General features: G+C 61.6%; 12 protein-coding genes. 5 read left to right on the forward strand and 7 right to left on the reverse strand.

From position 1 onward, the window contains the following. Window positions 1–399 precede the first annotated feature (399 nt). The gene (gene mqo / locus AD659_RS22310) at window positions 400–1,905 is read left to right on the forward strand and encodes a malate dehydrogenase (quinone) (RefSeq protein ID WP_053125164.1); all 1,506 of its coding nucleotides are present in this window, start codon (window positions 400–402) and stop codon (window positions 1,903–1,905) included. A gap of 63 nt (window positions 1,906–1,968) precedes the next feature. Here mqo and AD659_RS22315 read toward each other — a convergent pair whose 3' ends face one another. From AD659_RS22315 to AD659_RS22325, 3 genes are all read right to left on the reverse strand, one after another. Continuing rightward, window positions 1,969–2,427: a hypothetical protein gene (locus AD659_RS22315; protein WP_053125166.1), complete on the reverse strand. Its 459-nt coding sequence runs from the start codon at window positions 2,425–2,427 to the stop codon at window positions 1,969–1,971. Between the two features lie 191 nt (window positions 2,428–2,618). Beyond that, on the reverse strand, window positions 2,619–2,906 hold the full coding sequence (locus AD659_RS22320; RefSeq protein WP_053125168.1) for a PA4642 family protein: 288 nt from the start codon (window positions 2,904–2,906) through the stop codon (window positions 2,619–2,621). A 61-nt stretch (window positions 2,907–2,967) separates the two neighbouring features. Then, on the reverse strand, window positions 2,968–3,453 hold the full coding sequence (locus tag AD659_RS22325; protein ID WP_053125171.1) for a hypothetical protein: 486 nt from the start codon (window positions 3,451–3,453) through the stop codon (window positions 2,968–2,970). Window positions 3,454–3,815: 362 nt separating this feature from the next. Between AD659_RS22325 and dauA the strand changes: the two genes are divergently transcribed. Continuing rightward, a complete protein-coding gene (gene dauA, locus AD659_RS22330) occupies window positions 3,816–5,555 on the forward strand; it encodes a C4-dicarboxylic acid transporter DauA (protein ID WP_053125173.1) in 1,740 nt (579 codons plus the stop codon). A gap of 165 nt (window positions 5,556–5,720) precedes the next feature. Here dauA and AD659_RS22335 read toward each other — a convergent pair whose 3' ends face one another. Beyond that, window positions 5,721–6,194 (reverse strand): WbuC family cupin fold metalloprotein, encoded by a 474-nt coding sequence (locus AD659_RS22335; protein WP_053125175.1) that lies wholly within the window; start codon window positions 6,192–6,194, stop codon window positions 5,721–5,723. Window positions 6,195–6,197: 3 nt separating this feature from the next. Next, window positions 6,198–6,755 carry a hypoxanthine-guanine phosphoribosyltransferase gene (locus tag AD659_RS22340; RefSeq protein ID WP_053125250.1) on the reverse strand — a complete coding sequence of 186 codons (558 nt, stop codon included), beginning with the start codon at window positions 6,753–6,755 and terminating at the stop codon, window positions 6,198–6,200. A 162-nt stretch (window positions 6,756–6,917) separates the two neighbouring features. Between AD659_RS22340 and upp the strand changes: the two genes are divergently transcribed. Next, window positions 6,918–7,556, forward strand: a complete 639-nt coding sequence (upp, locus tag AD659_RS22345; protein WP_018606486.1) for a uracil phosphoribosyltransferase — start codon at window positions 6,918–6,920, stop codon at window positions 7,554–7,556. A 2-nt stretch (window positions 7,557–7,558) separates the two neighbouring features. Then, the gene (locus tag AD659_RS22350) at window positions 7,559–8,833 is read left to right on the forward strand and encodes a uracil-xanthine permease family protein (protein WP_053125177.1); all 1,275 of its coding nucleotides are present in this window, start codon (window positions 7,559–7,561) and stop codon (window positions 8,831–8,833) included. 117 nt (window positions 8,834–8,950) lie between these two features. Here AD659_RS22350 and hemH read toward each other — a convergent pair whose 3' ends face one another. Then, window positions 8,951–9,976, reverse strand: coding sequence for a ferrochelatase (hemH, locus tag AD659_RS22355; RefSeq protein ID WP_053125178.1), 1,026 nt, complete (start codon window positions 9,974–9,976; stop codon window positions 8,951–8,953). 13 nt (window positions 9,977–9,989) lie between these two features. Then, entirely contained in the window at window positions 9,990–10,889 is a 900-nt protein-coding gene (locus AD659_RS22360) for a TIGR01777 family oxidoreductase (RefSeq protein ID WP_053125180.1), read from the reverse strand. 196 nt (window positions 10,890–11,085) lie between these two features. Here AD659_RS22360 and AD659_RS22365 point away from each other — a divergent pair, with 196 nt between their 5' ends. After that, window positions 11,086–12,072, forward strand: coding sequence for an NAD(P)/FAD-dependent oxidoreductase (locus tag AD659_RS22365; protein WP_053125182.1), 987 nt, complete (start codon window positions 11,086–11,088; stop codon window positions 12,070–12,072). Window positions 12,073–12,190: the final 118 nt, after the last annotated feature.

Raw genomic sequence — 12,190 nt, forward strand, 5'->3', positions numbered from 1 at the left:
GTCTTCAAAAGAGCGTGAAAAAACGGGTTTTCACAACTTCACGAGAGTGTGGCGAGCAAATGAAGAGTTTTGCGTCTGAACAAGCACCATTAGCGTCTGAAACAGCCCAACGACACAGGACCGGATATCGTTCAAGAACCGGCGCCTGAAGCCTGTCCGCTACGGATTTGGTTGCACGAACGGATGTCTCGGCCATAAGTCGAATTGCCCGCCCGGCGCTTAAATGAGTTCATGTGACTCTTGAGGGCAGGCTGCATGCATCCGCGGTAGGTGCGAAAAATTGCGAAGATTCGGACATGGCGATCCTGGCCATGGATCACTGGGGCGCAACTGACCTGCCCCGCCACTCCTGGCCGCTATGCCGACAATTTGGTGCTGCAGATTTTGGAGACGCGTTAAATGGCGCATAACGAAGCAGTCGATGTAGTTCTGGTAGGGGCCGGCATCATGAGTGCCACCCTGGCCGTGCTGCTCAAGGAGCTCGACCCCGCGATCTCGCTGGAAGTCGTCGAGCTGATGGATTCCGGTGCCGCGGAGAGTTCCAACCCGTGGAACAACGCCGGTACCGGCCACGCCGGGCTGTGTGAGCTCAACTACACACCCCAGGCGGCCGACGGCACTGTCTACATCAAGAAAGCGGTGCACATCAACACCCAGTTCGAAGTGTCGAAGCAGTTCTGGACGTACCTGACAAAAAAAGGCACGTTCGGCTCCTCCAAGTCCTTTATCGCCCCGGTGCCGCACCTGAGCTTCGTGCAAGGCGAGAAAGGCGTGGAGTTCCTGAAGAAGCGTTTCGAGCTGATGCGCCAGCATCACGCCTTCGCCGACATGGAATACACCGAAGACAAAGACCAGATGGCCGAGTGGATGCCGTTGATGATGCCTGGCCGGCCGGACGATGAAGTCATCGCCGCCACCCGCGTCATGAACGGTACCGACGTCAACTTCGGTGCCCTGACCAACCAGTTGCTCAAGCACCTGACCAGCGCCCCGGACACCCAGGTCAAATACTGCAAGCGCGTCACCGGCCTCAAGCGCAATGGCAGCGGCTGGACCGTGAGCATCAAGGACGTCAATTCGGGCAGCACTCGCGAAGTCGACGCCAAGTTCGTGTTCCTCGGTGCCGGCGGCGCGGCCTTGCCGCTGCTGCAAGCCTCAGGCATCGAGGAAAGCAAGGGCTTCGGCGGCTTCCCGGTCAGCGGCCAGTGGCTGCGTTGCGACAACCCGGAAGTGGTCAAGCACCACCAGGCCAAGGTCTACAGCCAGGCAGCGGTGGGCTCGCCGCCAATGTCGGTGCCGCACCTGGACACCCGCGTGGTCGACGGCAAGAAATCCCTGCTGTTCGGGCCATACGCCGGTTTCACCACCAAGTTCCTCAAGCACGGCTCGATCATGGACCTGCCGCTGTCGGTACGCGCCGGCAACATTGGCCCGATGCTGGCCGTGGCCCGGGACAACATGGACCTGACCAAGTACCTGATCAGCGAAGTGATGCAGTCCATGGAACAGCGCCTGGAATCCCTGCGTCGGTTCTACCCCGAGGCGAAAGCCGAAGACTGGCGCCTGGAAGTGGCCGGCCAACGGGTGCAGATCATCAAGAAAGACCCGAAGAAAGGTGGCGTCCTGCAGTTCGGTACCGAACTGGTGGCCGCCAAGGACGGCAGCCTCGCCGCCCTGCTCGGCGCATCGCCGGGCGCTTCGGTGACCGTGTCGATCATGCTGGAGCTGATCGAGCGCTGCTTCCCGGACAAGGCCAAGGGTGAGTGGGCTGCCAAGCTCGTAGAGATCTTCCCGGCCCGGGAAAAAGTGCTGGAAACCGACGCGGCGCTGTATCGCAAGGTCAATGCGCAGAACAACATTGCCTTGGAGTTGGTTGAAGACAGCAAGGCGCAAAGTTACGCCTGATACGTTGCAGTCAATGTAAAAAGCCCCCGTGCAAACGGGGGCTTTTTTATTTCTGCGGCGTTGTTAGTTCATGCTGAACTTGATGCGCGTGCCACCGTGATGAACATAATCGTCATCGTCTTCGACATAAAACAATTCAGCGACACAGGTCCCCGTCGGTTCCGCCTTGACCCAACGATGATAGGGCATTACCGCTTGATCATCGCCCGACGCTCTTGCGACGTGACCAAAACTGAAATGACACGTGCGACTGCCTTGCGTGTAGCTAAAGGCCTCTCGCTCGGCGCGCGATTGGGGCAGGTAATAGGTCAACTCCTGGCTCTCACCGGGGTCTATCGAAAAACTGTGGCCCGCATTGGCCGGATTCTGCGTCCAGGTAAAATCGCTGCCGGGAACGATGACTGCGCCTGTTGCGTTAAAGACTTCGACATTGACAATCTCATCCCGCGCACAGGCTGCTGAACTTGCCAGACACGCCGCCAAAGACAACACGCCGGCGATACACTTTTTTTGATCTTCCATGATAGATACAGCTCCATTGAAACAATGACGTTAAAGCCAATTGGCTTCGACGCAAAGTAATGGAAATCCAAATAAAACAAAACAGCCCGAATGGTGACATAACCTTTCGGAGCAACTTGCAAAGGAAGATATTAGTTGCGCTCAAGCGGTGCCTTCAACGCTCCGAAGAGCGTTGACAGGACTCAACGCACTCAGCCGCGCGCCTTGTTGATCAACTCGATGTATTCCTCGGCATTACGCTGGTCCTTGATCAGCGCAACGAAATCGTTGCCGTGCTCGTCCTTGCCGTTGAGGTCATGGCCGGCCTCGACGAAGAACGTCAGGAAGCGCTCGAAGTCGTCGACCCGCAGGCCGCGGTAGGCCTTGATCAGTTTGTGCAACGACGGCGAAGTGGCATCGACCGGTTCGAAATTGAGGAACAGCTTGATCTGCTCATCGCCAATTTCGTCGCCAATCACTTGTTTCTTGTCTTTACGCATTGCCGGCTCCAACTCGCACAATTCACGGGGCGGGCAGTTTACCCCCCGCAGGCCCCGGGGCTCAACGCGGGCGTTCGGCACCGGTGTGCAGGTCGGCCCAGATATGGCCGTTGGCGTAGGTGAGGAACTGCACATAGACCGTATTGTTGCGCAGCAGATCGACGACCACCCGGTACTGGGCCTGTGGATAAGACAGCGTCAGGGTCTTGCTCGCCTCATCGAAGACTGGCTTCTTCAGGCTTTTGCTTTCGCCGTCGAAGTTGAGGATCACCTGGCTGATGGTCGCCCCCTTGTTCAAGGGCTTGCCCTTGAGACGAATCAGCAAGGGCGAAGTGACCGGAATCGGTTGCTGGTTGGACTGACGCTGGTTACCCAGCACCACCGAATACTCCGTCACTTGCAGCAACTGCTGTTGTTCAGGCTGTTCCTGGCGCACCACCAAGTCATCCGGCGGCAGAAACTGGCTGTGCATCGGCGCGGCCACAGCCGTTAAAGGCAGACTGGCGATCAACAGCGAAATGGCGCAACGGCGGATCGATACACGCATGACAAGCTCCAGGGTCTTGGCCGAGCACTCTAGCATGAGCATGGACGGTAAAAATAAGCGATCCGGATCAATACATCCGGGCAGCGGGCGCGGCATACTCAAAGGGCCATCAGCCCTCGCATCGCATGATGCCCCTTGTGGCGAGGGAGCTTGCTCCCGCTGGTTTTGTGTAGGAGCTGCCGAAGGCTGCGATCTTTTGATCTTGATCTTTCGCTCTCGACTCAATAGGCAGTGGAAAGATCGCAGCCTCGTTGCACTCGTCAGCTCCTACGACGCCGCCGAGCGGGAGCAAGCTCCCTCGCCACAGGGATCGTTGTTCGGCAGGTCCAGATGTAACGCCCGTTCATTTGTGTGGAGTGCCCATGTCTTTCTCCGCCCCACCGCTGTTCGCCGCCTGGCGCCAAACCTGGCGGGCCGGCTATACCCTGGAACGCCTGCGCGGCGATCTGGTGGCCGGGCTGACCGTCGGCATTATCGCCATCCCCCTGGCCATGGCCCTCGCGATCGCCGTCGGCGTGCCGCCGCAGCACGGCCTTTACACGGTGCTGGTGGCCGCGCCGCTGATCGCCCTCACCGGCGGCTCGCGCTTCAACGTGAGCGGGCCGACAGCGGCGTTCGTGGTGATCCTGTTGCCCATCACCCAGCAATATGGCCTCGGCGGCCTGCTGTTGTGCACCATGCTCGCCGGCCTGATCCTGATCGCCCTGGGTCTGATGCGCGCCGGCCGCCTGATCCAGTACATTCCCTATCCGGTCATCCTCGGTTTCACGGCGGGCATCGGCGTGGTCATCGCCACCTTGCAACTGAAGGACCTGCTGGGGCTGACCACCGCCGGCCAAGCCAAACACTACATCGAACAACTGGGTGAATTGATCGTGGCGCTGCCCGGTGCCCGTCTCGGTGATGGGGCCATCGGCGCCGTGTGCCTGGCGGTGCTGATTGTCTGGCCGCGCTGGGTGCCACGGGTGCCCGGGCATTTGGTCGCCCTGCTGGTGGGCACGCTATTGGGGCTGGCGATGGAGCGCGGCGGATGGCCGATCGCAACGCTGGGCGAACGTTTCAGCTACGTCGCCGATGGCATCATTCACCCGGGCATACCGCCTTTTTTACCGAGCTTCGACTGGCCCTGGAACCTGCCGGACGGCCAAGGGCATCCGTTGATCCTGTCCTATGACCTGGTCCGCCAATTGCTGGCGCCCGCCTTTGCCATCGCCATGCTCGGTGCCATCGAGTCACTGTTGTGTGCGGTGGTGGCGGACGGCATGACCGGCAGCAAGCACGACCCCAATGCCGAGCTGATGGGCCAGGGCCTGGGCAACCTGGTGGCGCCGCTGTTCGGCGGCATCACCGCCACCGCCGCCATTGCCCGCAGCGCCACCAACGTGCGCAGCGGTGCCTCCTCACCGCTGGCCGCGATCATTCATAGCCTCGTGGTGCTGGTGGCGATTGTGCTGCTGGCGCCGCTGTTCAGTTATTTACCCATGGCCGCACTGGCCGCGCTGCTGGTGATGGTCGCCTGGAACATGAGCGAAGCCGGGCATGTGCTGCATACCCTGCGCATCGCCCCACGCAGCGATGTGCTGGTGCTGCTGACCTGCCTGGGCCTGACGGTGCTGTTCGACATGGTCCTGGCCGTCGCCGTCGGCCTGCTGCTTGCCGCCGGGCTGTTCATCAAGCGCATGAGCGAATTGACCGACAGCGCCGAGTTGCCACGCCACTTTCACCAGGCCTTGCTGGACATGCCCGAGCATGTACGCTGCTACGGGATTCGTGGGCCGCTGTTCTTCGGCGCGGCGGAAAAGGCCCTGGATGTGCTGCGCCGTTTCGACCCTGGCGTGCGGGTGGTGGTCGTGGACATGAGTGCCGTGCCGATGCTGGACATGACCGCCCTGGCCGCGCTGGAAAATATCCTGAGGGATTATCGAAAGCAGGGTATTGGCCTGATCCTGGTCGCGACCGCCCCCCGGGTGCGCCTGAAGTTGCGCCGCGCTGGCATTCATCGCGAGCAGCGTCAGTTGGCGTATGTGCAGACCTTGGAGCAGGCGCGGGTCAAGAGCGAAAAGTGGCTGGCCGGTGGTGCAGTTCACTCAAAGCCGGCCTGATCGGCAGCAAGGAAAGCCTTAGTAGCGAGGAGCACTTTTGTGGCGAGGGAGCTTGCTCCCGCTGGGCTGCGTCGCAGCCCCAGGGTGAGCTGCGCAATTGCAGGTGGGTGCTCCACCCCCAAGCGGGAGCAAGCTCGCTCGCCACAAAAGCGCCATCGTCACGTACTAGTCGAACTGGGCGCGCATCCAGGCGTGGTATTGCGCCACGCCGGCCTCGCCTTCACGGGGCGCCCAGTGGGCCAGTTCGCCCTCGCCCACGGGCCGATAAGGGCCGGCCTTGCATTCGAACATCAGGCTGTCGGCTTCCAGCACCACCAACCCGTGATACACGCCAGCCGGCAGGTCGACGCCGAGGCAATCGCCACCGGCCTGCAGGATGCGCTTGTCCACCACCGCACCGGCTTCGTCGAAGATCAACACCCCCAGCCGGCCCTTGAGCACCAGCAAGGTCTCCGCCTTGTCGGCGCTCAGGTGACGATGCGGCGGAATATAGGTGGAAGGCTGCAAGCCAACCGCCATGCGGTGGCACGGCTCATCCATCCCATGAAAATTGTGATGCTGTCGGCCGCGAGGGCTGGCCGCGGCTTTCTCGGCCAGTTCATCGAACAGTGCTTGATCCAGGAAACTTGACCGAGTCATCGATTACATCCCCTTGACGGCGAAAATACCATTGGCGTTGCGCCAGTAACCTTTGTAGTCCATGCCGTAGCCGAAGATGTAGCGGTCGATGCACGGCAGGCCGACGAAATCGGCTTTCAAGTCCGGTCGTGCCTTGCGGTCATGGTCCTTGTCGATCAGCACAGCGGTGTGCACGGCACGGGCGCCGGCGTGTTTGCAGAAGTCGATGATCGCGCCCAGGGTGTGACCTTCGTCGAGGATGTCGTCGATGATCAGCACGTCGCGGTCGATGAACGAGACTTCCGGCTTGGCTTTCCAGAACAGGTCGCCACCGCTGGTTTCGTTGCGATAACGCGTCGCGTGCAAGTAGGACGCTTCCAGGGGGAAGTTCAGATAGGTCAGCAATTTGCCGGAGAAAATCAGCCCGCCGTTCATGACGCAGAACACCACCGGATTGGCATCGGCCAGTTGCTCATTGATTTGCGCACCGACACGGGCGATGGCCGCTTCGACTTCGGCTTCGGTGTACAGGCAGTCAGCCTCTCGCATGATTTGACGGATATGCTCGAGATCAGCGGACATGGCGCTCTCCAGGGATGGCAGGTCGGAAAAGCCGGCAAAGGTACGCATCCCGCCCGGCCAGATCAAGCGTTTGTGGACTAACGTTCTGTATTGTCTATAGGACAACACCCTCGGATAGATTAATCTAGGCCGGTTTTTTTGCCCGCCGCCGGAGCCTTCCCCATGCCCATCCTCGAGATCCGCCATCCGCTGATCAGACACAAACTCGGCCTGATGCGCCGCGCCGATATCAGCACGAAGAATTTCCGTGAACTGGCCCAGGAAGTCGGTGCCCTGCTCACCTACGAAGCCACCAAGGACCTGCCGCTGGAGTCCTATGAAATCGACGGCTGGGCCGGTACGGTCCAGGTCGAGAAAATCGCCGGCAAGAAAATCACCGTGGTGCCAATCCTGCGCGCCGGCATCGGCATGCTCGAGGGCGTCCTGAGCCTGATCCCGGGGGCCAAGGTCAGCGCCGTGGGCGTGGCTCGCAACGAGCAGACCCTGCAAGCGCACACCTACCTGGAAAAACTGGTACCGGAAATCGACGAGCGCCTGGCAATGATCATCGACCCGATGCTCGCCACCGGCAGCTCCATGGTCGCCACCATCGACCTGCTGAAAAAAGCCGGTTGCCGGGACATCCGCGCCATGGTGTTGGTCGCGGCCCCCGAAGGCATCAAGGCCGTGCACGACGCCCACCCGGATGTGACCATCTACACCGCGTCCATCGACCAGAAACTCAATGAGCATGGCTACATCATCCCGGGCCTGGGCGATGCCGGCGACAAGATCTTCGGCACCAAGCAGAAGGACGCTTGAGCATGCAGGACGAGTTCAACGATCCGCTCTGGCGCCAGGTCCTGTCCGGCGCACAGATGCTGTTCGTCGCCTTCGGCGCGCTGGTATTGATGCCGCTGATCACCGGGCTGGACCCTAACGTGGCACTGTTCACCGCCGGCCTGGGGACGATCCTGTTCCAAGTCGTGACCGGACGCCAGGTGCCGGTCTTCCTGGCCTCGAGCTTTGCCTTCATCACCCCGATCATCCTCGCCAAGGGCCAGTTCGGCCTGGCCGCGACCATGGGCGGCGTGATGGCGGCGGGTTTCGTCTACACCTTTCTGGGCCTGGCGGTGAAGATCAAGGGCACCGGGTTCATCGACCGGCTGCTGCCGCCGGTGGTGATTGGCCCGGTGATCATCTCCATCGGCCTGGCCATGGCGCCGATTGCCGCCAACATGGCGATGGGCAAGGCCGGCGACGGCACCGAGCTGATTCATTATCAGACCGCGATGCTGATTTCGATGCCGGCCCTGCTCACCACCCTGATTGTCGCGGTGTTCGGCAAAGGCATCTTCCGCCTGGTGCCGATCATTTCCGGCGTGCTGGTGGGCTTCGCCATGGCGTTTTTCTTCGGCGTCGTGGACACCGCGAAAATCGCCGCCGCGCCATGGTTCGCCCTGCCGGCCTTCACCGCGCCGGAGTTCAACTGGCAGGCGATCCTGTTCATCGTACCGGTTGCCCTGGCGCCGGCCATCGAGCACATCGGCGGCGTGATTGCCGTGGGCAGTGTGACCGGCCGCGACTACCTGAAAAAACCCGGCCTGCACCGCACCTTGCTCGGTGACGGCATTGCCACCACCGCAGCCGGCCTGTTCGGCGGCCCGCCAAACACCACCTACGCCGAAGTGACCGGCGCGGTGATGCTGACCAAGAACTACAACCCGAAGATCATGACCTGGGCGGCGATCTTTGCCATCAGCCTGGCGTTCATCGGCAAGTTCGGCGCGCTGCTGCAAAGCATCCCGGTACCGGTGATGGGAGGGATCCTGTGCCTGTTGTTCGGTTCGATCGCGGCGGTGGGCATGAACACGCTGATCCGCCACAAGATCGACCTGGGCGAGGCGCGCAACCTGGTGATCGTTTCAGTGACGCTGGTGTTTGGCATCGGCGGCGTGCTGGTGGGCACCGGCACCGGCCCGGACGACTTCGGCCTCAAAGGCATCGCGCTGTGCGCGGTGGTGGCGATTGCGCTGAACCTGCTGCTGCCGGGCAATGACGGCTGGAAGCAGAAGAAGGCGGATGAGCCGCTGCTGTAAATCAACCAGTACCTAATGTGGCGAGGGAGCTTGCTCCCGCTGGACTGCGAAGCGGTCCCATTATTGATGGGCGCTTCGCACCCAAGCGGGAGCAAGCTCCCTCGCCACAGGTTTGTATTACAACGCTATAGGCGCCCGTTCGCAGAGGGTGCTCAACGCCTTCGCCCACTGCGGCTCATCATTGAGGCAAGGCACCAGCACCAACTCTTCCCCCCCGGCCTCGCGGAACTGCTCACGGCCGCGATCACCGATCTCCTCCAGGGTTTCAATGCAATCGGCGACAAACGCCGGGCACATCACCAACACTTTCTTCACGCCGCTTTTAGCCAGTTCCTCCAGCCGCGCCTCGGTGTAGGGTTCGATCCACTTGGCCCGCCCCAACCGCGACTGGAACGACACCGACCACTTGCCGTGCGCCAGTCCCATGCGTTGGGCGAACAGTTCTGCGGTGCGAATGCACTGCGCGCGGTAACAGGTCGCCATGACCTCCGGCGGCGCGTTCTTGCAGCAGTCGGCATCCTTGAAGCAATGAAACCCCGTCGGGTCGAGCTTGGTCAGGTGCCGCTCCGGCAAGCCGTGGAAACTCAACAACAGATGATCGTGTTCCTGCATCAGGTACGGCTTGGCGCTGGTCACCAAGGCGTCGAGGTATTCGGGCTGATCGTAGAACGGCTGGAGAATCGAGAACTGCACATTGAGTTTCTTTTCCCGCACGACCCGCTTGGCCTCTTCGATCACCGTGGTCACGGTGCTGTCAGCAAACTGCGGGTACAGCGGCGCCAACGTGATCTTCTTGTGACCTTGGCTCGCCAGTCGCACCAGCGCCGATTCAATGGACGGCTCGCCATAACGCATCGCCAGTTCCACCGGACCCTGGGTCCACTGCGCGATCATGGCCTGCTGCAGCCGGCGACTGAGCACCACCAGCGGCGATCCCTCCTGCCACCAGATCGAGGCGTAGGCATGGGCCGACTGCTCGGGACGCTTGATCAGGATCAGCGATACCAACAAGCGTCGCACCGGCCATGGCAGGTCGATGACATACGGATCCATCAGGAATTGATTGAGGTAGCGGCGCACATCGGCCACCGAGGTGGAGGCAGGCGAACCCAGATTCACCAGAAGCAACGCGTGATCGGTCATGCAACGTCCTATTTCAAAGGCGGCTGGACAAGTCTTCCAAGGCCGCAGGCAAATCAGTGAAGCGGAATGTGAAACCCGCCGCCTGCAATCGGGCCGGCGTGGCGCGCTGGCCGCCGAGCAACAGCAAGGACAATTCCCCCAGCGTGACCTTGAGCACCAGCTCCGGCATCGGCACCACGGCCGGCCGATGCAAGACGCGCCCCAGGGCCTTGGCAAATTCGCGGTTGCGCACCGGGTTCGGCGCGCACGCATTATAAGGACCGCTGGCATCGCTGCGGTGCAGAAGAAAATCAATCAGGGCGATTTGATCGTCAATGTGGACCCACGGCATCCACTGCCGGCCATTGCCGATACGCCCGCCCAGCGCCAGTTTGAACGGCAGCAGCAGCCGCGACAAAAAGCCGCCCTCGGCAGACAGGACCAGGCCGGTGCGCACCAGCACCACGCGCAGGCCCAAAGCCTCGGCCCGTTGCGCGGTTTCTTCCCAGGCGATGCACAGTTGACTGGCGAAATCCTCGCTCACCGGTCCCGATGCCTCGGTCAACTCACGCTCGCCACCGTCGCCGTACCAGCCCACCGCAGACCCGGAAATCAATACCTGCGGTTTCTGCTCGCAACGCTCCAGCCACGCCAGCAAAACTTCCGTCAAGGTGATGCGACTGCTCCACAACAACATCTTGCGCTTGTGGCTCCAGGGGCGATCGGCAATCGGGGCGCCAGCGAGGTTAATCACCGCATCCACCGGCCCATCGATTTCGTCGAGCCTGGCAACACCCCGCACCAAGGTCCCGCAAATTTTCACCACCTCTTCGGGGCGACGACTCCATACCGTCAAGCGATGTCCCTGCTGCAACCAGAGGCGGCAGAGCTGACGTCCGATCAAACCAGTACCGCCGGTCAGCAATATGTGCATGAGATGTTCCTCGCATCGCGTTTTACCCGGCCCATTAGTCTATTTTTATAGGTAGGGATTTTTCGTATCGGACAGGGTCTGTGTTTAACAATAGGACAACCTGTCCAAACACGAACGGTAAAACCTATACCAAAAACCCGAATTGTACAGGTTTAAACGACGGCGTAGTCTGTACAGAAAGGTAAACGAGGCCCTTATGACTGTACCTATCGCAATCATCGGCACCGGCATCGCCGGACTTTCAGCCGCCCAGGCCCTGACGGAGGCCGGGCATGTCGTCCAACTCTTCGATAAAAGCCATGGCAGTGGCGGGCGCATGTCCAGCAAGCGCAGCGACGCCGGCGCACTGGACATGGGCGCGCAATACTTCACTGCGCGCGACCGCCGCTTTGTCACGGAGGTCCAGCGCTGGCAAGCCAACGGCTGGGCCGCGGAATGGAACCCGCAGCTCTACAACTTCCAGAACGGGCAACTGAGCCCATCGCCGGACGAGCAGACGCGTTGGGTCGGCACCCCGCGCATGAGCGCCATCACCCGGGCCTTGCTCGACACGTTGCAAGTGCAGTTTTCCTGCCGGATCACCGAGGTGTACCGCGGTCAGGAACACTGGCATCTGCAGGACGCGGAAGGTTTCACCCACGGCCCCTTCGGCCAAGTGGTGATCGCCACGCCCGCCCCCCAGGCCACGGCATTGCTGGCCGCCGTACCGAAATTGGCCGCAGTGGCCGCTGGCGTGAAGATGGACCCGACCTGGGCTGTGGCGCTGGCTTTCGAAACACCGCTGGATACGCCCATGGAAGGCTGCTTTGTGCAGGACAGTCCGCTCGACTGGCTGGCGCGCAACCGCAGCAAACCGGGGCGCGACAGCAAGCTCGACACCTGGGTACTGCACGCCACCAGCGACTGGAGCCGGCAGCACATCGACCTGTCCAAGGAAGCGGTGATCGAACACTTGCACGGCGCCTTCGCCGAACTGCTGCACAGCGCGATGCCCGCACCGAGCTTCAGCGTGGCCCATCGCTGGCTCTACGCCCGCCCCGCCGGCAGCCACGAGTGGGGCGCCTTGGCCGATGCCGACCTGGGCCTGTATGTGTGCGGCGACTGGTGCCTGTCCGGCCGGGTCGAAGGTGCGTGGCTCAGCGGCCAGGAGGCTGCACGCCGCCTGCATGCGAGCCTGCAGTAGATCGCGTCACCCATCGCTCTTCGCTGCTGTCGAACGAGACAGCAGCCTGCCTGCGACACACCCTGGCGTCGCCCAGTTCCTCTGCAAATCCGGTTGACTTGTGCTCGTTCGGACCTAT

It is taken from the genome of Pseudomonas thivervalensis (assembly GCF_001269655.1).
In the GTDB taxonomy this organism is placed as follows: domain Bacteria; phylum Pseudomonadota; class Gammaproteobacteria; order Pseudomonadales; family Pseudomonadaceae; genus Aquipseudomonas; species Aquipseudomonas thivervalensis.